At 70.1% G+C, this 21,318-nt stretch carries 19 protein-coding genes; 6 read left to right on the plus strand and 13 right to left on the minus strand.

What is annotated here, in order from left to right:
• Nucleotides 1-251: 251 nt before the first annotated feature.
• Nucleotides 252-1,823, minus strand: a complete 1,572-nt coding sequence (locus WBA97_RS16450; RefSeq protein WP_424231693.1) for a solute symporter family protein — start codon at nucleotides 1,821-1,823, stop codon at nucleotides 252-254.
• Nucleotides 1,813-2,238: a DUF485 domain-containing protein gene (locus tag WBA97_RS16455; RefSeq protein WP_424231694.1), complete on the minus strand. Its 426-nt coding sequence runs from the start codon at nucleotides 2,236-2,238 to the stop codon at nucleotides 1,813-1,815. Before WBA97_RS16455 ends, WBA97_RS16450 begins: the two co-directional genes overlap by 11 nt.
• Nucleotides 2,239-2,503: 265 nt before the next feature.
• Between WBA97_RS16455 and WBA97_RS16460 the strand changes: the two genes are divergently transcribed.
• From WBA97_RS16460 to WBA97_RS16470, 3 genes are read left to right on the plus strand one after another with little or no spacing between them, the layout of a single operon-like run.
• On the plus strand, nucleotides 2,504-4,822 hold the full coding sequence (locus WBA97_RS16460; RefSeq protein ID WP_424231695.1) for a nitrate- and nitrite sensing domain-containing protein: 2,319 nt from the start codon (nucleotides 2,504-2,506) through the stop codon (nucleotides 4,820-4,822).
• Nucleotides 4,819-5,247, plus strand: coding sequence for a roadblock/LC7 domain-containing protein (locus WBA97_RS16465; protein ID WP_424231696.1), 429 nt, complete (start codon nucleotides 4,819-4,821; stop codon nucleotides 5,245-5,247). Before WBA97_RS16460 ends, WBA97_RS16465 begins: the two co-directional genes overlap by 4 nt.
• Nucleotides 5,248-5,268: 21 nt before the next feature.
• Nucleotides 5,269-5,775 carry a DUF742 domain-containing protein gene (locus tag WBA97_RS16470; protein ID WP_424231697.1) on the plus strand — a complete coding sequence of 169 codons (507 nt, stop codon included), beginning with the start codon at nucleotides 5,269-5,271 and terminating at the stop codon, nucleotides 5,773-5,775.
• Between the two features lie 111 nt (nucleotides 5,776-5,886).
• Here the strand turns inward: WBA97_RS16470 and WBA97_RS16475 are convergent, their stop codons facing one another.
• The 10 genes from WBA97_RS16475 to WBA97_RS16520 form a co-directional block, all read right to left on the minus strand.
• Nucleotides 5,887-7,140, minus strand: coding sequence for a lanthionine synthetase LanC family protein (locus tag WBA97_RS16475; RefSeq protein ID WP_424231698.1), 1,254 nt, complete (start codon nucleotides 7,138-7,140; stop codon nucleotides 5,887-5,889).
• Nucleotides 7,140-8,075 (minus strand): nucleoside hydrolase, encoded by a 936-nt coding sequence (locus tag WBA97_RS16480; protein WP_424231699.1) that lies wholly within the window; start codon nucleotides 8,073-8,075, stop codon nucleotides 7,140-7,142. The genes WBA97_RS16475 and WBA97_RS16480 overlap by 1 nt, the downstream gene beginning before the upstream one ends.
• A gap of 4 nt (nucleotides 8,076-8,079) precedes the next feature.
• Complete coding sequence (locus tag WBA97_RS16485; RefSeq protein WP_424231700.1) at nucleotides 8,080-9,486, minus strand: arabinose isomerase; 1,407 nt, start codon at nucleotides 9,484-9,486, stop codon at nucleotides 8,080-8,082.
• Nucleotides 9,487-9,496: 10 nt separating this feature from the next.
• Complete coding sequence (locus WBA97_RS16490) at nucleotides 9,497-10,861, minus strand: BNR repeat-containing protein (RefSeq protein ID WP_424231701.1); 1,365 nt, start codon at nucleotides 10,859-10,861, stop codon at nucleotides 9,497-9,499.
• A gap of 1 nt (nucleotide 10,862) precedes the next feature.
• The gene (rhaI, locus tag WBA97_RS16495) at nucleotides 10,863-12,029 is read right to left on the minus strand and encodes an L-rhamnose isomerase (RefSeq protein ID WP_424231702.1); all 1,167 of its coding nucleotides are present in this window, start codon (nucleotides 12,027-12,029) and stop codon (nucleotides 10,863-10,865) included.
• Nucleotides 12,030-12,037: 8 nt separating this feature from the next.
• The gene (locus WBA97_RS16500) at nucleotides 12,038-12,358 is read right to left on the minus strand and encodes an L-rhamnose mutarotase (protein ID WP_424231703.1); all 321 of its coding nucleotides are present in this window, start codon (nucleotides 12,356-12,358) and stop codon (nucleotides 12,038-12,040) included.
• Nucleotides 12,359-12,784: 426 nt separating this feature from the next.
• Nucleotides 12,785-13,858, minus strand: a complete 1,074-nt coding sequence (gene rhaS / locus WBA97_RS16505; protein ID WP_424231704.1) for a rhamnose ABC transporter substrate-binding protein — start codon at nucleotides 13,856-13,858, stop codon at nucleotides 12,785-12,787.
• The gene (locus WBA97_RS16510) at nucleotides 13,767-14,798 is read right to left on the minus strand and encodes an ABC transporter permease (RefSeq protein ID WP_424231705.1); all 1,032 of its coding nucleotides are present in this window, start codon (nucleotides 14,796-14,798) and stop codon (nucleotides 13,767-13,769) included. The genes rhaS and WBA97_RS16510 overlap by 92 nt, the downstream gene beginning before the upstream one ends.
• Entirely contained in the window at nucleotides 14,788-15,801 is a 1,014-nt protein-coding gene (locus WBA97_RS16515; protein ID WP_424231706.1) for an ABC transporter permease, read from the minus strand. Before WBA97_RS16515 ends, WBA97_RS16510 begins: the two co-directional genes overlap by 11 nt.
• A 49-nt stretch (nucleotides 15,802-15,850) precedes the next feature.
• Nucleotides 15,851-17,377, minus strand: a complete 1,527-nt coding sequence (locus WBA97_RS16520; protein ID WP_424231707.1) for a sugar ABC transporter ATP-binding protein — start codon at nucleotides 17,375-17,377, stop codon at nucleotides 15,851-15,853.
• A 128-nt stretch (nucleotides 17,378-17,505) separates the two neighbouring features.
• Here WBA97_RS16520 and WBA97_RS16525 point away from each other — a divergent pair, with 128 nt between their 5' ends.
• Nucleotides 17,506-18,627, plus strand: a complete 1,122-nt coding sequence (locus tag WBA97_RS16525) for a cytochrome P450 (protein ID WP_424231708.1) — start codon at nucleotides 17,506-17,508, stop codon at nucleotides 18,625-18,627.
• On the opposite strand, the gene WBA97_RS16530 is transcribed toward WBA97_RS16525, so the two are convergent.
• A complete protein-coding gene (locus WBA97_RS16530; protein ID WP_424231709.1) occupies nucleotides 18,624-19,106 on the minus strand; it encodes a DUF1772 domain-containing protein in 483 nt (160 codons plus the stop codon). The genes WBA97_RS16525 and WBA97_RS16530 overlap by 4 nt on opposite strands.
• A 94-nt stretch (nucleotides 19,107-19,200) precedes the next feature.
• On the opposite strand from WBA97_RS16530, the gene WBA97_RS16535 reads away from it, so the two are divergent.
• Both WBA97_RS16535 and WBA97_RS16540 read left to right on the plus strand, forming a co-directional pair.
• Nucleotides 19,201-20,628 (plus strand): acyl-CoA synthetase, encoded by a 1,428-nt coding sequence (locus WBA97_RS16535; protein ID WP_424231710.1) that lies wholly within the window; start codon nucleotides 19,201-19,203, stop codon nucleotides 20,626-20,628.
• Nucleotides 20,629-20,871: 243 nt separating this feature from the next.
• The gene (locus WBA97_RS16540; RefSeq protein WP_424231711.1) at nucleotides 20,872-21,258 is read left to right on the plus strand and encodes a hypothetical protein; all 387 of its coding nucleotides are present in this window, start codon (nucleotides 20,872-20,874) and stop codon (nucleotides 21,256-21,258) included.
• The last annotated feature ends 60 nt before the right edge of the window (nucleotides 21,259-21,318 follow it).

Genomic DNA, 21,318 nt, shown 5'->3' on the forward strand with positions numbered 1-21,318 from the left:
GAACACAACGCAATACCACCGCGAGTCCTCGGTTCAGAACCCGCGAGTCTTCGGTTCAGAACCCGCGAGTCCACCGTTCGGGACCCCCGAGTTGGGGTTTCGGAACTGGCAGTGGCCGACGCGACCGCCAACTCACCGGTCCTGGACCGCCAACTCGTCGGTCCTGGACCGTGGACTCGCGGGTTCTGGACCGTGGACTCGCGGGTTCTGGACCGTGGACTCGCGGGTTCTGGGCCGTGGACTCGCGGGGTTTAGTGGGGTTTGCCTATGGCGGTTATTGAGCGGACTTCTAGTTCGTTGGATCGCTCGGGATTGGCGCGGTCCCTGCTCAGTCGCGTGCCTAGGTAGCCGAGTAGGAATGACAGTGGGATTGATACGAGGCCCGGGTTGCTCAGTGGGAACAGGTGGAAGTCCGCGGTTTTGATGAGTGAGTTCGGGCCGCCGGAGAACACCGGGGAGAAGACGATCAGCAGTAGGCACGAGCCGAGACCGCCGTAGATGGAGAACAGGGAGCCGGTGGTGTTGAACCGTCGCCAGAACAACGTGTACAGGATGGTCGGCAGGTTCGCCGACGCGGCGATCGCGAACGCGATCGCGACCAGTGCCGCGACGTTCTGCCCGATGGCGAGGTAGCCGCCGACGATCGACAGACAGCCGACGACGACCGCGGTGATCCGCGCGACGCGTACCTCCGTGCCCGGTTCCGGGCGGCCGTGCTTGATCAGGTTGGCGTACACGTCGTGCGCGAACGACGCGGACGCGGTCAGCGTCAGCCCGGCCACGACCGCGAGGATCGTGGTGAACGCGACCGCGGCGACGATCGCGAGCAGCACCGGCCCGCCGATCTCGAACGCGAGCAGCGGCACCGCCGAGTTCTCCTTGCCCGGCGCGGCAAGGATGTCGCGCGAGCCGACGACCGCGCTCGCGCCGTAGCCGATGATCAGCGTGCACAGGTAGAAAAGGACCATCGCCCACGTCGCCGACAGCACGGACCTGCGGGCCTGGTAGGCGTTCGGCACGGTGTAGAACCGCATCAGCACGTGCGGCAGCGCGCCTGCGCCGAGCACCAGCGCGATCGACAGCGACACGAAATCCAGCTTGGTCGTCCCCGTCGCCCCGTATTTCGCGCCGGGTCCCAGCACCGCGTCGCCGAGCGAATTGTTGCGTGCGGCTCCATCGAGCAGGTTGGTGAGGCTGTAGCCGAACTTGCCGAGCAGGAACACGGTCAGCATCAGCACGCACAACAACAGCAGGCCGGCCTTGATGATCTGCACCCAGGTGGTGCCTTTCATGCCGCCGACCAGCACATAGAAGATCATGATCGCGCCGACGCCGGTGATGATCAGCGCCTGCCCGCCGCCGGACTTCACGTCGAGCAGCAGCGACACCAGCACGCCGGCACCCGCCATCTGCGCGACCAGGTAGAACGCCGAGATCACGAGGGTGGCGTTGGCGGCGGCCGCCCGCACGGGCCGTTGCCGCATGCGGAAGCTGACCACGTCGCCCATGGTGTACCGGCCGACGTTGCGGAACCGCTCCGCGATCAGCAGCAGCGGGATCAGCCACGCCACGAGAAAACCGATCGAATAGAGAAAGCCGTCGTAACCATGTACGGCGATGGCGCCCGCGACGCCGAGAAATGACGCGGCGGAAAGGTAGTCGCCGGACAACGCGACCCCGTTCTGGAAGCCGGTGAACGTGCCGCCCGCGGCATAGTAGTCGGCGGTCGAGGTGTTCCTGCTGCTGACGCGATACACCACGTAAAGGGTCACCGCGACGATGATAATAAATATACTGATATTCAGCATCGAGTCACCGGTCATGATCTGTTTCTCCCGCCGCCCTGCGTAGCTCCGCGACCTTCGGATCCACATTTTTCCTGGCGAACCGCGCGTACCAGAGCATGATCGCGACGGTGCTGACGAACTGGGACAACCCGAGCAGCAGCCCGACCGTGACGCTGCCGGTCACCCGGTGCGCCATGAAGCCGGGCGCGTAGGCGGCCAGCAGTACGTAGGTCAGGTACCAGGCCAGGAACAACGCGCTCGCCGGGAACACGAACCGGGTGATCCGGCGGCGTAGGAGCACGAAGTCCGGGTGTTCGCGGATGGCCGCGAAGTCCGGTGGACCGGCGGGCTCGGCGGGGTGCGCGGCGTCCGGGAAATCGTATTCGCCCGGTTCGAATGCGACATATTCTCCCGGTTCCGGCACACGCGTGTAGGAGGATGCGTGGGTCATGGCGGGATTCCCTTCGCGGCAAGGCAAAGCGCCCGAGGAGGCGGCGATCGAAAGCGTAACCAGCGGGTCAAGCCCATGTTCGAAAGTAACCGAAACACTCGTCAGTACGAAAGTGATCGGCGTTCAGCAACGCACCGTGCTCGACCGGTGGCGTAATAGGTGCTTGTACAAAGCGTGACGTTTTCCCTATGTTGGCTGGTGCGTTGTTGTCGGGCGGCGGGGGCGCGTGCCCGTGAACAGTGAATCCGGGGGAGAGGTGCGACGTGTGAACCTGCCCCACGAGGACCCATCCAGCACGATGTGGTGGTCTGCCATCGTGCAGTGGCGCAACTGGCCGCTGCTGGTCAAGCTCGGTGTGGTGCTCGTCGTGCCGGTCGTCGGCGCACTCGTACTCGGTGTCCTGCGAGTACGGGCCGACGTCGACCTCGCCGACTCCTACGCGAGCATCGAACGGGTGGCCGCCACGCGCGTGCAGATCGTGCGCGTGCTGTCGGCCCTCCAGCACGAACGGAACGAGGCCGTCGGGGCAGGCGCCGGGTTGCCACGCGCGATGGCCGCGACCGACGCGGCCATCGCCGACGTGACCACCGCGATCGGGGCGACCTCCAGTGACCAGGCCAGGATCGCGGGCACCTCGGACTACCGCGAGCTGGTCGGCGCGCTCGGCTCGCTGGTCGCGGCGCGCGGACAGCGAGCGGCCGACGCCGACGGGCTGGTGGTGCTCAGCGGCTACAACGCGGTGACCGGCGCGGTGCTCGAGTTCGACCGCTCGCTCGTCGGCCGCTTCCCGGACCAGAACCTGACCAACACGTCGATCGCGCTCGGCGAACTGCAGGCCGTGCGGGAACAGGTCGCGCTGCAGCAGGCGATCGGCAGTCTCGCACTGCGGGACAACGCACTGTCCGACGCCGGGCGGCAGCTGATGATCGAGGCGGGCGTGCGGCTCGAGGACCAGCTCGGCGACTTCCGTTCGGTGGCCTCGCCCGCGCTGCGCGAGCGCTACGACACGACCGTCACCGGCCAGGACGCGACCACGCGCCAGCAGATGGTGGACGCCGCCCGCACGATGGGGCCCGCACAGGCCCGGTTCACGGCCGACCAGTGGAACGCGGTGTCCGACACCACGGTCGGGCAGCTCACCGAGGTCACGCAGCTGGCCGCGGCCGGCCTGCGTGCCGACTCGAACGAGCTGGCCGAGAGCATCAGCGACCGCGCGGGGCTGGAGTCGGTGCTGCTGCTGACCATGGTGCTGCTCGCCGCGGGCGTCGGCGGCGGCCTCGGTCGCTACCTGCTGCGCTCGGTCGGGTTGCTGCGCCGCGCCGCCCTCGCCGCGGCGCACACCGGGCTGCCCGCCGCGGTGGCGCGTATCCGGGCCGGTGAGCGGGAGAACGTCGCGATCGAACCGGTGCCGCTGCGCACCACCGAGGAGTTCGGTCAGCTGGCGCGTGCGTTCGACGCGGTGCACGAGCAGGCGATGCGGTCGGCGGCCGAGGAGGCTGGGCTGCGCGGCAACCTCGCCAACATCTTCACCAACCTGTCCCGCCGCAGCCAGGGCCTGGTCGAACGGCAGCTGCGGCTGATGGAACAGCTGGAGCAGAAGACCGACGACCCGGACCAGCTGGCGAACCTGTTCAAGATCGACCATCTCGCCACCCGGATGCGCCGCAACAACGAGAACCTGATGGTGCTGTCGGGCACCGGTGCGCTGCGCCGGTTCACCGAGCCGGTGCCGCTGCCCGACGTGCTGCGCGCGGCGATCTCCGAGGTCGAGCACTACGAGCGGGCGATCGTGCGGTCCGTGCCGGACATCCGGGTCATCGGTTACGCGGCGGGCGACCTGATCCGGTCGGTGTCCGAGCTGATCGAGAACGCGACCGCGTTCTCCCCGCCCGGTTCCGTGGTCGCCATCGAGAGCAGGCTGCGCGGGGACGGCTCGGTGATGATCGACGTGCTCGACGACGGCGTCGGCATGGGCGAGGCGGAACTGCGCGAGGCCAACCACCGCGTCGCGGGCGGGGGCGGCGTGGACGTGCCGATCTCCCGGCAGATGGGCCTGTTCGTGGTCGGCAGGCTGACCGCGCGGCACGACATCCGGGTGCGCCTCTCCGTGCGGGCCGACGGCGGCCTGTGCGCGTCGGTGCTGGTCCCGGCGGGGCTGGTCGGCGCAGACGAGTCCGCGCTCGTGCCTGCCGCGATACCCGCCTCGACCGTGCCGACGGGTGCGGTGGCGGGCAGGCTCGAGTCGGCCGGGATCACCGTGACGCTGCCGGACCTGCCGTCGGCGAGCACCCCGGCGTCGATCCTGTTCGCCGCGAGCGCACCGGCCCCCGACCCCCGGTTCACGTGGATGGACACCCCGGGTGGCCGTCCAGAGCGGGAGGCCACGCCGCCTGCCACGCCGGTCGCGGCGGGGCCGGATGGGCTGCCCAAGCGGGTGCCGAAGGGACAGCTGCTCGCCCCGCCCGCGCGGCAGCAGCCGTCCACCACCGCGAAGCGTGATGCCGCACGGGCACGCGGTTTCCTGAGCGGTTTCCAGTCGGGCATCCGTCAGAGTGAGAAGCGCAGAGGTGAGGAAACGTCATGACTGCCACGTACGAGTCGGCCGACCGGCAGCAGATGGGGCAGTTCGGGTGGCTGGTCAACAACTTCGTCGAGCACACCCCCGGGGCGGTGCACGCCGTCGTGGTGTCCGTCGACGGTCTGCTGCTCGCGGCGTCCGTGCGCCTGCCGGAGGAGCGGGCCGGTCAGCTGTCGGCCATCGCGGCCGGCATCGTCAGCCTCAACCTGGGTGCGGCGAAGGTGCTCGGGGCGGCCGAGGTGGTGCGTACGGTCGTGGAGATGGAGGGCGGCGCCCTGCTGCTGGCGTCGATCAGGGACGGCTCGTGCCTTGCGGTGCTCGCCGCCCGCGACTGCGACATCGCGCAGGTGGCCTACGAGATGACCGTGCTGGTGGACCAGGTCGGCCAGATCCTCACCCCGCAGCTGCGTGCCGCACTGGCCGCGGGGTGAGTCCCCGCGCGAGGAGCTGTCATGAGCGGCGATGACAGAACCGAGTCGACCTTCGCCGACGTGCTCAACGGGCTCACCATGGGCGCCGGACGGCCCAGGAAGCGGGCGCCGGACTCCCGGCGGGCGCCTCGGTCCCCGCAACCGGTGGTATCGGTCGAGGAGGAGCAGCCGCCCGCCGAGCAGAACGCCGCGAGCGTGCGTGCCTACGCGTGGACCGCGGGCCGCACCCGGTCGAGCGGCAGGCTGGAGATCGAGACGCTGATCTCGACCGGTCCCCGCGCCGATGAGCTGTTCCACACCATGCGCAGCGAGCACCAGTCGGTGGCCCGCCTGTGCAGGCAGACCAAGTCGGTCGCGGAGATCGGCGCGCTGCTGTCGCTGCCGATCGGCGTGGTCCGCGTACTGCTCGACGACATGGCCGGGCTGGGCCTGGTCACCGCGCACCACAACAAGATCACCACCGACGCCCGCCCGGACGTCGACCTGATGCGCCGCGTACTACGCGGCCTCGCCAACCTGCGCAACTGACTCAGACCATGTAGGCGGCCGCGATGGCGCTCCCACTCGCCAGCGTCGCCAGCACAATGACCGGCAGGTGGACTCTCGCCGAGGTGGCGCGTGCCGTAGTGCTAGCGCGTGTCAGGCCACCTCGGGGCAAGCCCACCATGAGTCCATGCGGGGCACGGGCTCGGCCGATCCTTGCAGCACCCTGCTGATCCGGAACAGGAACGCCGCGATCCCGGCCGCCCCTTGCATCCACCCGATACCCGGCGGCAGCAGTGGCTCCTCGGCCCGGTGCTCGACGAACCGCCAGTACGCGTGCGGCCCGTCGACCACGGCCCGCTCCACCAGCGCGTCGGCCAGTCGCACCGCGAAGGCCAGGTCGTCGGGGTCGCCGCCGCGGCACCACGAGTCGAGGAAGATGTCCCCGACCCCGGCGGTCCCGCAGCAGCGTCCGTCGTTGTCCCAGAACCCGGGCCGCAGCCGTGCGGGCAGCCCGGAGGTCCGCACACCGTGCAGGCTCCGCCGGTGCCACTCCAGCGGCGGACGGCCGGCGACCTCCGCCACCCCGGCCCGGTCCAGCGCGAGGTACAGCAGCGAGGTGCCCGACCCGCCGTGACACCAGCCGTGCGCGATCGGCTCCTCGCCGGCCGGAATTCGTTGCGGCACCACGAACCCGTCGCCGAGGGACAACAGGTGTGCCGCGCCCCGGGTCGCGGCCGTCACCAGCTCCGGTCGCGCGAACCGCGCGCCTGCGACCGCGAGCGCCGCCGAGATCCCCGCGACGCCGTGGGAGAAGTTCGGCATCCACACGGTCTCGTCGGTGCGGAAACGCGACGGAACATACGCCCAGTCGAGCCCGGCGGGCACCTCGACCGCCTCGGCCAGCAGCACGTCCGCCGCGAGCGTCCCCAGCTCACGGGCGTCCGCCCACACGGCCGCCAGCAGCACCCCTGCCGTGCCCAGCACCACGTCGGTCACCCGCGTGCCTGGCAGGAACCGGGGCGGGTCGAACCCCGTCTGCGGCCACCCGTCCGGCGTCGCGAGCGTGAGGAGCCGGTCCACCGAGGGCGCCGGGTCGGCGCCGAGCGCGGTCAGCACGCCGATCGCGCTGACCAGCCCGTCGAAGAAGTTGTACGACGTCCCATGGGGCACGCCCGCGCTCACCTGTGCGGCGATACCGGAGGCCAGCCGTTCCTCCTCCGCCGTCCACGGCCGCGTCAGCCGGATCTCGGCCAGCACGTAGGCGAGTCCGCCAACGCCGTGCACGCCGTCCCGGTACGCCGGGTTCACCGCCGCGCCCGGCGTCTCGGGGATCGACAGCTCACCGTCCCACCGCACCTGGGAAAGCACCCACCGCCACGCGGCGTCGGCGACAGATCCGTAGTCCATCAGCTCAGCCGCGTGGTGATCAGGTCGAGCACCCGGGGCGCGTCGACATCGACGCACACGGTCACGAGCGGCCTGCCCTGCCACGCCGAGGGCGCCGCGTCGTCGGTGCCGCCGAGGCTGGGCCACGTCTTGCCGCGGCTGATGCCCTGTGTCTCCACCCGGACCGGCCACCGCTCGGTGCGGAACAGGCCTGGGTCGAGGAGGTACGCGACGGCGCTCGGATCGTGCAGGTAGATGCCGTCGAGACCGTTGACCTTCGCCAGGAAGTCGCGATACAGCGGTATTGCCTGCCGGAGCAGCCGCGCGGCGGGCGTGTCCCCGGTCGTCACCGCATCGATGCCGGGGCCGGGCAGCACCACCTGGTGCGTGACGTCCAGCCCGACCATCGTCACCGGCCATCGCGCGCCGAACACGACGTCCGCCGCCTCCGGGTCGTTCATCATGTTGGCTTCGGCGGCGGGGGTCGCGTTGCCGGGGCCGAGCGCGTTGCCGCCCATCACGACCACCTGCTCGACCAGCGTGTCGAGGTCGGGGCGCAGCCGCAGCGCCAGCGCGAGGTTGGTCAGCGGCCCGACCGCGAGGATCGTCGCGCCTGCCGCCTCCCGGCACAGGAACTCGGCGGCGCTCACGTCGACGGCCCGGCGGGACGGCTGGGCCAGCTCGCCGCCGTCGCCCAGCCCGTCCTCGCCGTGGATGTGCGGGATCGCACCCAGGTAGTTCATCGCGAGCGGTGCGGCGGCACCGGGTGCCACCGGGATGTCGGCGCGTCCCGCGATGTCCAGCAGTGTCAACGCGTTCCGCGTCGCCACCTCGGTGGTCACGTTGCCGAACACGGTCGTCAGTCCCGCGACGTCCAGTTCGGGGGAGGCGAGCGCGAGGAACAACGCGATCGCGTCGTCGATGCCGGGGTCGGTGTCGATGATGAGGCGCGTCACCGCCTCACGCTACCGTGATCAGCTCCACGCCGAGGAGGCTCGCGACCGCCTTCAGCTCGGCCAGCCGGTGCCCGGTGCCGAGCGCCCAGTGGTGGCCGACACCGCTCGCGGACCAGTCGTCGGTCCACTCGCCGGGGTCGCGTCCGAAGTCGACGCGGCTCGTCGTGTTGCCGATCGCCAGGTGCGGCCCGTCGGCGATCACGCCCTCGGCGGCGACCAGCGTGTACTTGCCGTCGCGGGTCTGGCCGACACCCAGCAGCGTCACCGGCCCGGTGGCCACGTCGAACTCGACCGACACCCCCCAGCCACGCTTGCCGTGGAAAACGCCGAGGCCGCGCAGCAGCGGCTTCTTCGCCGAGATCGCCAGGTGGGCGGGCCCGTCGTGGCCCATCTCCACGTGCCCGCGGGTGAAGTCGAGCGCCTGGAACTCGGTGAACGACCCGCCGGCGCCGAGCACGTCCATGATCAGCATGGCGAGGCTCGTGCGCAGCTCGTACTCACCGGCCGCCGGGACGCCGCGAGCGGTCAGCAGGCTCGCGCCGAGGATCATGCCCGCGCCGAGGCGTTCGTGCTGCTCGCCGTTCAGGCCGCGGTGGTAGTAGGCGAGGCTGTCGAGGTCGAAGTCGGCCACCAGCCGGTCAAGGCCGACGGAAACCTTGGCGCCCCAGGCGAAGTCCTCCTGATCGACCGACTCGGTCACCTCGAAGATCTCGCCAGCCTCCGCGACCCGTGCGTCCACTTCGGACTCGGTGACGTCCTCGACGCGCACCCGCAGGTCGTCGAACTCCAGCACCTCGACGTGCCCGCCGAAGTGCGCGTTCACCATCGCGAGGTCGGTGGACACGTCGTACATGCCCGGATAGAGGTGGCCCATCAGCCCGTGCCTGCCGTGCCGCAGCACCTTGCGCACACCGGCGGCCCGGACCCAGGCGCCGATCTTCGCCCAGGCCCGCTCGTCACGCAGGTACCCGGACACACTGCGGAAGTCGATCCCCGCGCGGGTGAACGCGTTCGCCATCTCCGGCAGCGGGCACGCGCCGCAGTAGGCGAGCCACTGCCCGGTGTCGAACGTGGCGTGGTCCATGGACTCGGTGGGTTGCAGGTTGATCAGCAGCACCGGCGCGCCACTGCGCTGCGCCACCGGCATCAGCATGGTCGCGGTCAGGTACGTGGTGAGGAACCCGACGATCAGGTCGCAGCCCGCCTCGCGCAGCTTCTCCGCGGCCCGCGCGCCCTCCTGCGCGTCGGAGATGAACCCGACGTCCACGATGTCGGCGTCGTAACCCTTGATCCGCTCACTGACGTACCGCGACGACTCCCGCAGCGTCGGCAGCAGGTCAGGGAACTGTGGCCAGTACGCGCCGAGCCCGCCCGCGATCAGGCCGATCCTCGGCCGCCTCTTGTCGGTCATGCCTACCTCCTCAGCCGATCCGGAAGTCCGCGACACGGATCGGCGACGGCGTGGTGCCGGTCGAACGTTGTTGGTACAGCACGGAAAGCACACCGCCGGCGAGGTCGACGTTCACCTCGCCGAACACGTTCATGCCCGGCCGGTCGAACAGCACGGTCCAGTCCGTCCAGCCGCTCGCCCTGGACGCGGCCACGATCCGACCGTACGGCATCACGAGGTAGGCGTTGTCCTCCCCGTCGAACACGATCTGGCTGCGGCCGGTGGCGTTCGGCGGCACCGGCACCTCGCGCTTGGTCCACGTGCCGTTCGCGTTCCTGGTGACGTGGAACGTGCGGCCCCACCGGGTCCGGTCCTCGGCGTAGCTGGTGACGCACTGGGTGAACCGGCCGGGCACGTAGCTGATGACGATGTGCGGCGTGCCCGTCGAGTCGATGGCCTGGCTCTCCTGGTTCATCAGACCGTGGTTCGGGTCGAGGGGATCGACGACGAGGCTCGGGTCGACGGCGACCGGGGTGGTGACGGCCGTGCCGTTGTTCCGCCGCCAGGTGCGGCCCTGGTCGTCGCTGTAGACGTAGCCCGTGTCGTGGTTGGTCAGGCCGCCAGCCGCGCACAGCACCCCGGCGTTGCCCTCGCGCCACGTGAACGCCGCGTGCAGGCGGCCGCCGGGGCCGTAGGTGAGGCCGTGCAGGTACATGTTGCGGGTCGTGCTGACGACGCCGTTGGGCCCGGTGTAGCTGCCGGTCGCCGAGGTCCACCTGCCGAGCTTGCGCCAGGTCCCGTCGTACTCGGCCAGCTCATTGGTGCCGTTGCCGGACCCGCCCGTGCGGAAACTGAACTGGAGCTTCTGGTCGGGCGTCACCACGAACCGCGGGTAGCTGATCCCGCCGAGGTCGGCGCCGTCGAGCGTCCTCTGTACCGCGCCGAAGTCACTGATCGACCACTGTGGACGGTCCACGGCGCCCGCCACCGACTTCACGTAGAACACCGGCGTGTTGTGGGTGTCCATCGCGACGTGCAGGCGGCCGTCGCGGGGCGAGATGCCCAGTGAGATCACGTTGTGCGAGTCGTTGGCCGACAGCTTGTGGGGGAGCACGACCTTGGACCAGGTCGTCGACCCGGTCTGCCTGCGGGCCACGACCGCGCTGCGGTCGGCCGTGTACCACGCCGCGTACTGGTACCCGCCGTGCGTGAGGATCGCGTCCTGCTGGAACGACTCGTTGTTGACGAGGCCGTCGTAGGACACGAAGTACAGCGCGGTCGCGTCGAGCTGGGTGTCCCGCAGGAACCCGGCCGAGGGCCCCTCGGCCGGTTCAGCCGCCACGACAGTGGACCCGGCCATGAGCAGTACCGCGAGCAGGACACCCAGACGTCTCATCTCATGCTCCCCATCCGGCCGCGGCACCGTCCTTGCGTGCGTCGCGGATCTTGTCGAAGTGGCCCGACCGGCGGTACGCGCCGAGCGGGTCGGGATCGATGCCCATGTCCTCCCGCAGTTCGGCCAGGAGCGGCCGCACGTCGGTGGCGAACGCGTCGGTCAGCGCGGCGTTCGCCTCGAGCACGTCCCCGTTCTGTTGTGCGGCACGGAGTGCGTCCTGGTCGACGAGCAGCGCCTTGGCGGTCGCCTCCTGCACGTTGAGTACCGACCGGATCAGCGCGGGGATCTTCGGCTCGATGTTGTGGCACTGGTCGAGCATGAACGCGACGCCCGCGCTCGCGTCCAGCCCGCCGCCGAGCACGATCTCCACCATGATCCGGAACAGCTGGTACGGGTCGGCCGCGCCGACCATCAGGTCGTCGTCGGCGTAGAACCGCGAGTTGAAGTGGAACCCGCCGAGCTTGTCCCTGTGCAGCAGGAACGAGACGATGAACTCGATGTTCGTGCCAGGCGCGTGGTGCCCGGTGTCGACGAGCACCTTCGCCCGGGGCCCGAGGTCGACGCAGTGCGCGTAGCTCGTGCCCCAGTCCGGCACGTCCATCGTGTAGAACGCGGGCTCGAACAGCTTGTACTCCAGGAGCATCCGCTGGTCGCCGGACAGCCGGTCGTTCACTGTGGACAGTGCGTCGGACAGCCGCTCCTGCCGGGCGCGGATCGAGTCCTGGCCCGGATAGTTGGTGCCGTCGGCGAACCACAGCGACAGGTCCCGCGAGCCCGTCACGTTCATGATCTCGACGCATTCCAGGAGGTGGTCGAGGGCCTTGCGGCGCACGGCATCGTCCGGGTTGCAGACGCTGCCGAGCCGGTAGTCGTCCTCCTGGAACACGTTGGGGTTGATCGCACCCAGCCCGACGCCCTGCTCCTTCGCGTGCTTCGCGAGGTCGCCGAAGTCGTCGACCCGGTCCCACGGGATGTGCAGCGCCACCGTCGGCGCGACGCCCGTGAACCGGTGCACGGTCGCCGCGTCGTCCACCTTCTCGTACGCGTCGCGCGGCACCCCCTCCTGCGCGAAGACCTTGAAGCGGGTGCCGGAGTTCCCGTACGCCCACGAAGGGGTCTCGATGTGCTGGACACGGAGCGCCGCCTTGACGGCTGACTGGTCGATCATCGGTTCTCCTAGTCGAGGTGGAAGACCTCGGTGAGCGGCGTGATTCCTTCGTCGGGCGCGCCACCGTCGAGCCCTTCGAAGAACGGCGCCATCTCGGTCTGCCACCGGGTGTTCACCTCGCGCCCCGCCATGCCGGCGAGCGCCGCGTCGAGGTCGTCGGTCTCGAAGTACCCGACGAGCAACCCGTCCGGCCGGAGGAACAGCGAGTAGTTCCGCCAGCCGGTTTCCCGCAGCGCCGCCAGCATGTCCGCCCAGACTTCCTCATGCCGCCGCTTGTATTCTTCGGCACGTTCGGCCTTTACCTTGAGGAGAAAGCAGATTCGCCGCATCAGCGCACCTCGGCTCCTGCCTGTGGATGGCTGCGGCGGTTTTGTCGGTGGTCGCCGCTAGGCTGGATTTCGGGGGGCCGCGGCCGTCCCCGGTGGCTGCACCGGGTGCTTCCCGAGTGTTGGTGTTCGGTGGCGGCGGCGGATTGTACGGGCGGCCCCTCACGCGTCAAGGGCGCCTTCGGCGTCCGGCTTCGCCGGATGGCTTCGCCACCCTTGACCCGCGAGCCTCCGCCGCCCTGGTTCAGGCAAATCACGGGCAGGCTGGCGCCTGCCCTCGGAGGCCCGCCGCCGCCACCGAACCACTGTCGTGGTCTGGACGGACGCGGTGCCCCGAAAGACGCTTTCGGGGCGCTCAACGTCCTGAAAGCGTCTTTCGGGGCATTGGCACCGTGGAGCGGGCTTGGTGCTCCGCCCCTGACGGGACGGTCAGAAGTCGAAGTCATCGATGTTGTCGGCGTTGAAGTTGCTCGGCGGGCCGAGGATGATCTCGCCGTTCTTGCCGATCGTCCGCTCACCCAGCTTGCCTGCCTTGAGCGTCTCGCCTTCCTTGCCGCTGATCTGCCCGGACGCGAGTGCCGCGGCCGCGTAGCCTGCCAGGTAGCCCAGCTCCACCGGGTTCCACAGCGCGAACTCGGTCACCGTGCCGTCCTTGACGAACTGGCGCATCTGGTTCGGCGTGCCCAGTCCGGTCAGCTTCACCTTGCCCTTGTACGGCGAGGACGAGATGTAACGCGCGGCGGCGGAGATGCCGACCGTGGTGGGGGAGATGATCCCCTTCAGGTCCGGAATGGACTGCAGCAGGCCCTGCGCCTCCTGGAAGGACTTCTGGTCGTCGTCGTCCCCGTAGGCGATCTTGACCAGCTCGATCTTGCCGTACTCGGGCTTGGTCAGCTCGTCCTTCATGAACTCGATCCAGGTGTTCTGGTTCGTCGCGTTCGGGGTGGCCGACAGGATCGCGATCTTGCCGCTGCCGCCGATCTGGTCGGACATCAGCTTCACCTGCGACCGCCCGATCTCCTCGGAGTCGGCCTGGTTGACGAAGATCTGCCGCGCGTCGGGTGCCGCGTCGGAGTCGTACGTGACGACCGCGATGCCCTTGCTCATCGCGTCCTTCAGCGCGGGTGCGACCGCGTTCGGGTCGTTCGCGGCGATGACGATCGCGTCCTGCCGCTGCTGGATCAGCGTGTTGATGTAGGACACCTGCGATGACGCGGACGCGTCGGACGGGCCGACCTCCTTGCCCTCGCCCTTCAGCTCCTTCACCGCGTCGACGCCGCCCTCGTCGACCAGCACCTCGTACGGGTTGTCGATCTCCTTGGGCAGGAAGGTGATCTTCAGGCCTTCCTTGATCTGCGCGTTCGGGTCGGCCTCGCGTTCTGTCGCGGTGCCACCGTCACCCTCGGCCTCGTCAGACCCCTTGGTGGTCCCGCCGCAACTCGCCACCAGCGTCAGTGCCAGGCCTGCGCTCAGTGTCCACAACAGACGGTTCGAGCGGAGCATCTTTGGTCCTCCTCGGTTTGAACACGACCGGGACCAGCACCGAGAGGATCAGTAGCAGTCCCGTGATGACGTTCTGGATCTCGTTGCTGACATCGTCGAGGAACAACACGTTGCGCAGGCCCGCCATGGCCAGCAGCGCGGTCGCGACCCCGAGCACGGTGCCGCGGCCGCCGAAGATCGACACGCCGCCGAGCAACACGGCGGCGACCGCGACCAGCTCCATGCCGTTGGCGTTGTCGGCACGGGCGCTGTTGTAGCGGAGCGTGTAGATCAGCGACGCGACCGCCGCCAGCCCGCCCGACAGCAGGTAAAGCGAGAACTTGACGCGGTCGACCCGGATCCCCGAGAACCGCGCGGTCTGCGCACCGAGCCCGATCGCGTACAGCGAACGGCCGACGGTGGTCTTGTGGACGAAGACCGCGGTCACGGCACCGACGAAGAGCACCAGCACCGTCGCGTACGGCACGAAGGTGCCCGCGATCGAGTCCGTCGCGAAAGGACGGTAGTTCTCCGGGAACCCGGTCACCGCACGGTCGCCGAGCAGCACGTACGCCAGGCCGCGGTACAGGCCGAGCGTGCCGATGGTGACCGCCAGCGACGGCAGCCCGAACCGCACGACCAGCACCGCGTTTAGAGACCCGAGCGCCACCCCGGCGAGGATCACCAACGGCACGATCGTCTCGAACCCCAGCCCCGAGTCCCACAGCGTGCCGGTCAGCGCGGAGCAGAACCCCAGCGTGGACGCGACGGACAGGTCGATCTCACCGGTCAGCACGATCGGCAGCAGCGCGAACGCGAGCAGCGCGACCTCGCTGTAGTCCAGCAGCAGGAAGGCGATGTTGCTCTGTTCGGCGAAACCGTCGCTCGCCGAGCCCACCGCGAACACCCCGACGCAGAGGACGAGGAGCACGGTTTCCCAGCGCAGTAGCCTATCCAGCACGTCGCACCGCCCTCTCGGCCCGCAATCGTTCCGCGAGGCGCACCATGAACGCCCGGTCGAGCGAGATGGCGACGAGCAGCGCGGCACCGTCGACCGCGCGCTGCCAGAACGCGGGCACCCCGAGGATCGGCAGCGCGCTGGTGATCGTGGTGAGCAGCAGCGCCCCGAGTACCGCCCCGACCACCGTCCCGCTGCCACCGAAGATCGCGACCCCGCCGACCACGACCGCGGCGACCACGGCCAGCTCCCTGCCGGTGCCGACGGAGGCGTTGATGGTGCCGAAGTACGCGGCGTGCATGACCCCGCCGAGCCCGACCAGCCCGCCGGAGATCACGAACGCGGAGAACACCCGCCGCCCGGTCGGGATGCCTGCGAGGCGCGCGGCGTCCGGGTTTGACCCGATCGCGTACAGCTCGCGGCCTGCGCGGAAGTTGTGCAGTGCGTAGGCGGCGATGCCGAGCACGACCAGGGTGATCAGGGTGAGGTTCGGGATGCCGAGGAACGAGCCGCTGCCGAGGTTCAGGAAGCCCTCTGGCATCTGGTAGGCGTTGATCTGGGTGGTGTTCGTGGCGGACGCCCACGCGTAGTCGATGCCGCGGAACACGTACAGCGTGCCGAGCGTGACCACGAGCGCGGGCACCTTGGCGATGGCCACCAGCGCGCCGTTGATCGCGCCGCACACCGCGCCCATCGCGATCCCGGCGAGCACGACCACGAAGACCGGCAGGTCCTTGTCCATGAGGAACAGCTGGCCTGACAGATAGGCGGTGAGCCCCATGACCGACCCGACGGACAGGTCGATGTTGCGGGTGATGACGAGCAGCGCCTGCCCGATGGCCAGCAACCCGATGATCGACGCGTTGAGGAACAGGTCGTGGATGCCCTGCCCGGAAAGGAAACTTGGCCGGGCGATGGTCGCGGCGACGACGACGGCGACGAGCGCGACGACGATGCCCAGCTCACGCCCGGCGAACGCGGACTCCCGCGCGGAGGGCCTGATCACGCTGCCACCTCGCCAGCTCCGCCACGCCGGAACGCTCCGCAGGCTCCGCTCACGCGGCACCCCCTGTCGCGGCATGCAGCACGGTCTCCTCCGTGGCCTCCGCCTTGGACAACTCCGCCGTCAGGCGGCCCTCGTGCATCACCAGCACGCGATCGGCCATGCCCAGTACTTCCGGCAGCTCCGAGGAGATCATCAGCACCGCGATCCCGGACGCCGCCAGCTCCGCCAGCAGCGCGTGCACCTCGACCTTCGCGCCGATGTCGATACCGCGCGTCGGCTCGTCCACGATCAGCACGTCCGGCTCGGTCGCGAGCCACTTGCCCAGCACGACCTTCTGCTGGTTGCCGCCGGACAGCGTCGCGACCGGATCGGCCAGCCGCCGCCGCTTCACGCCGAGCCGGTCGGCCCACTTCGCGGCGAGCGACCGTTCCCTGGCCCTGCTCACCAGGCCCCAGCGCGACACCGCACTCAGCCGGGGCAGCGTGGCGTTCCGTTCGATCGACAGGTCAAGGATCAGTCCCTGCTCCCGCCGGTCCTCCGGCACCATCGCCACCCCCGCCCGGATCGCGGCCCTCGGATCACCGAGTGGCAAACGCTTGCCGGCCACCGAGACGTGCCCGGCGTCGAGCGGGTCGACCCCGAAGATCGCCCGCGCCACCTCCGACCGGCCGGACCCGACCAGCCCGGCGAGCCCCACGATCTCCCCGCGCCGCACCGAGAACGACACGTCGGCGAACACACCGGCGCGCGTCAGTCCGGCCACGACGAGCGCGTCGTCGCCCGCCCCTGTGCTGTCTGGGTCGCCCGCTCCCGTCTCCTTCGAGGGGTACAGCTGCGCCACCGACCGCCCGACCATGCTGCGCACCAGCGTGTCCCGGTCGATGTCGGCCATGGGGGAGGTGGTCACGAACGATCCGTCCCGCAGCACGGTCACCCGGTGGCAGATCTCGTACATCTCCTCCAGCCGGTGGGAGATGAACAGCAGCGCGGTGCCGGACTCGGCCAGCCGCTTCGCCACCCGGAACAGTCGCTCTGTCTCCACAGTGGACAGTGCGGCGGTCGGCTCGTCCATCACGATGATCCGCGCCTGGGCGGACAGCGCCTTGCCGATCTCGATGATCTGCTGGTCCGCGATCGACAGCCCGCGCGTGACGCGCTCCGGTTCGATCGGCACACCGAGGGAGGAGAACAGCTCCGCCGCCTTCTCATGCATGCTCGCCCGGTCGATACGGCGGAAGGAGCGCAGCGGCTGGCGGCCCATGAACACGTTCTCCGCGACCGTGAGGTCCGGGAACTGGGTCGGTTCCTGGTGGATCACCGCGATGCCGTGCCGCTGCGCGTCACGCGGCCCGGAGAACTCGACCGGTGTGTCGTCGACGAGCACCACGCCCGCGTCGGGCCGGTGCTCGCCACCGATCACCCGGACCACCGTGGACTTGCCGGCCCCGTTCTCACCCGCGAGCCCGTGCACCTCACCGGCGTGCAGTTCCAGGGACACTCCCCGCAACGCGTGCACCGCGGCGAATGACTTGTGGACATCGCGCAGCTCGAGTAGCGGGGGCACCTTCGCCGTCAACGCGTTCACCGCCTGCGGGGGTCGTGAAACGTTTCAGGCAACGTAGCCGAGTGCCGGTGAACGGGTCAAGACCCCTGGAATTGACACGTTTCAGGTCCTGGTCGGCACGCGTGCCTAGACTCGGCCGCGTGACCACGCTCGACGAGCTGACCGCCGACCCGCACCCGGTGCTCGCCCGGCTGCGCGGCTCGTCGCCGGTGGCGTGGGTGCCGGTGCTCGACGGCTGGCTCGTCACCGGCTACGCCCCGGCGCAGCAGGTCATGCGCGACGCGGCGACGTTCACTGTGGACGATCCCCGATTCTCGACCGCGACGGTCGTCGGCCCGTCGATGCTCTCGCTCGACGGCGCCGCGCACGCCCGCCACCGTGACCCGTTCGTGTCACCGTTCCGCCCGGCGCCGGTGCGGGATCGTTACGCGGCGCTCGTCGCCAGGTCGACAGCGCGCCTGATCGACACGCTGCTGCCACGGGGCAGGGCGGAGCTGCGCGCGGACTTCGCGGGCCCGCTGGCGCTTGCCGTTCTCGCCGACGCACTTGGCCTGACCGGCGTCGACGGCGACGCGGTCCGCACCTGGTACGCGGCGCTCGTCGAGTCGGTCTCGGCCGTGACGGCGGGTGGCCCGCCGACCGAGGCGGGCGCGGCGGCGTTCCGCGAGCTGGGGGCGCACGTGCACCGCACGCTCGCCGACCCGGCGGCGGACTCGCTGCTGACCGGCATCGCCCTCGAGCCGGCGGAGGTCGTGGCGAACGCGGCGGTCCTGATGTTCGGCGGCATCGACACGACCGAGGGCATGATCGCGAACCTGGTGCTGCACCTGCTGTCGCATCCGGCGGCCCTGGCCGAGGTCCGCGCCGACCGCACCCTGCTCCCGAACGCGATCGAGGAGTCGATGCGTGTCGAGCCCGCCGCGTCGGTGGTCGACCGCTACGCCACCCGCGACGTGACGCTCGCGGGCACCCGCATCGCCAAGGGCGACCTGGTGCGGGTGTCGATCGCGGGCGCCAACCGCGACCCGGCGGTGTTCCCCGACCCGGACACGTTCGACCTCCGGCGCACCAACGCCAGGACGAACCTGGCTTTCGCGCTCGGCCCGCACTTCTGCCTCGGCGCCCGCCTCGCGCGGGTGGAGGCGGAGATCGCGATGACGGCGCTGATGGACCGCCTGCCGCGCCTGCGTCTTGCGGCGCCCGTCACCCCGTCGGGCCTGGTGTTCCGCAGGCCGCCGACCCTGCCGGTCCGCTGGGACTAGTCACCCCACAGGTACAGGCCGATGCCGCACAGCACGAGCGCGAGCATGCTCGACACCGTGCGCACGGTGTTCCACCGCCGCCAGCGCGGCGAGAAGTCGGCCCAGCGCCGCGCCCAGTCGGTGGAGGTGCTGTTCTCCAGCGCGTTGTTCAGCGGCACGTTGACCACGCCGGTGATGACGTGGCAGCCAATCAGGTAGAGCACCGCGGCGGCGAAGTACAGCAGCGCGGGCGTCGTCTCGTCCAGGCCCAGCAACAGGAATCCGGTCGCCGCGGACGTGACCAGCGGGAGGATGAACGTCGCGAGGAAGCGCGGGTTGATGATCGCGACGTTGATGCCGCGCATCGCCGCGACGGCCCGCTCGGCGTCGATCCGGTCGAGCCCGGGCACGATCGAGTTCGAATACGTGAAGAAGACGCCGAAGACCGCGCCGAGCAGGACGAGGTTCACGAACGCGACGACGAGGGTCAGGACCACCATGACATCACGCTAGCCCTGGGAACCCCAGTGAGGGTACGGGTTTGGACCCCTGGGCGGGTTGTCGCCCAGGAGACGTCGCGGGCATGATCGCCGCATGTTCCCGCACCTGGTGACCGGCAACGACCGAGAGGCGCTGCGCTTCGGCGAGCACACGCTCACCTACGGCGAGCTGTCGCTGCTGGCGGCGCGGCTCGCGGACGACCTGCGTGGCCGCACGCGTGTGGCGGTGTGGGCGACCAACACGATGGACACGTGCGTCGCGGTGGTCGGCGCGCTGGTCGCAGGGGTGCCGGTGGTGCCGGTCAACCCCAAGGTCGGCGAGCGGGAGCTGACCCACATCCTCACCGACAGCAGCCCCGACCTGCTGCTGGCCGCGTCGGACGCGGAACTGCCGCCGGGGCTGGCCGCCCTGCCGAGGCTGCCGATCCCGCTCACGCCCAGCGACGCGACGCCCGTGCCCTCGGTGGCGCCGTCGCAGGAGACGCCGGCGTTCGTGGTGTACACCTCCGGCACGACGGGCCCGCCGAAGGGCGTGGTGCTGCCCCGCCGCGCGGTGACGTCGAACCTGGACGCGCTGGCGGAGGTGTGGGAGTGGACCGGCGAGGACGTGCTGGTGCACGGGCTGCCGCTGTTCCACGTGCACGGGCTGATCGTCGGCGTGGTCGGCGTGCTGCGCCGCGGTGGCACGCTGCACCACCTTGGCCGCTTCTCGTCGCGGGCCGCGGCGGCCGAGCTGGCCGGCGAGGCGACGATGATGTTCGGCGTCCCGACCATGTACCACCGGCTGGCGCTGGACTGCGAGGCCGACCCGGCGCTGGCGCGGGCCATCGGCGGCGCGCGGCTGCTGGTGTCCGGCTCGGCGGCCCTGCCCGCGACCGACCACGAACGGCTGGCCGCGACCACCGGGCAGCGGGTCGTCGAGCGCTACGGCATGACGGAGACGCTGATGAACTGCAGCGTCCGCGCGTCGGGCGACCGCAGGCCGGGCGCGGTCGGCCCGCCGCTGCCGGGGGTGTCGCTCCGCCTGGTCGACGACGCGGGCGAGGTGCTGGCGGCCCAGGACGGCGAGACGGTGGGCGAGATCGAGGTCCGGGGCGAGAACCTCTTCCTGGGATACCTGAACCGCCAGGATGCGACGGACGCCGTGCTGCGTGACGGCTGGTTCCGCACGGGTGACATGGCGGTCCGCGACCAGGACGGGTACGTGCGCATCGTCGGCCGCCGGGCCACGGACCTGATCAAGAGCGGCGGCTACAAGATCGGCGCGGGGGAGATCGAGAACGCGCTGCTGGAACACCCTTCGGTCGCGGAGGTGGCGGTGACCGGTGAACCGGACGAGGACCTGGGCGAACGGATCGTCGCGTGGGTGGTCCCGTCCGGCGAGGCGCCGGACCCGGCGGAACTGGCCGACCACGTGGCACGCCTCCTGGCCCCGCACAAGCGCCCCAGGGTGGTGCGGTTCATGGAGTCCTTGCCCCGCAACGAGATGGGCAAGATCCTCAAGCGAGCACTGAACGGCTGACGACCCGGGCGTCACCCCTGGGGAGTACGGCGGCGGGTTGGTCTACGTCCGGTGGGGCTGGTCGGAAGCCGCTCCATGAGGGACGCGGGCACCAGGCAGACCAGACAACATTTGTGGCGTCACCGAAACAGGGGGAAGCCACAATGACCACCACGCAACAAGTCCTGATCGAGCCCAAGGAACCGGTCGGACTCACCCAGCGCGTCGAGGACTCGTTCGTCCGCGCCGCCCGGCGCCACCGCACTGCGCGTCACCCTCGCGATCACCTTCCTGTGGTTCGGCGCGCTCAAGGTCACCAACGACACACCCGTCGGGGACTTCGTCGCCAGGACCGTCGACTGGCTCCCTGGCGTGTCCGGGGCCTGGTTCGTGCCGTTCCTCGGGCTCGTCGAGGTGCTGCTCGGCGCCGCGTTGCTGTTCGGGCGTGGGCTGCGGATCGTCCTGCCGCTGCTCTTCGCGCACCTCGTCGGCACGTTCCTGGCCCTGGTCACGCAGCCGAACGTCACCTTCCAGGATGACAACCCCCTCATGTTGACCACTGAGGGTGAGTTCGTCATCAAGAACCTCATCCTGCTCAGCGCCGTACTGGTGCTCTACGGCCTCCAGCGCGTCTCGACCGCCCGTCATTGAACGCGCTGGTGGAATGAGGGGGAGAAAGGCCGTGCGCCGGTGGTTTCCGAACCACCGGCG

Origin of the sequence: Actinophytocola sp. (genome assembly GCF_049647105.1) — a bacterium.
Lineage (GTDB): Bacteria > Actinomycetota > Actinomycetes > Mycobacteriales > Pseudonocardiaceae > Actinophytocola.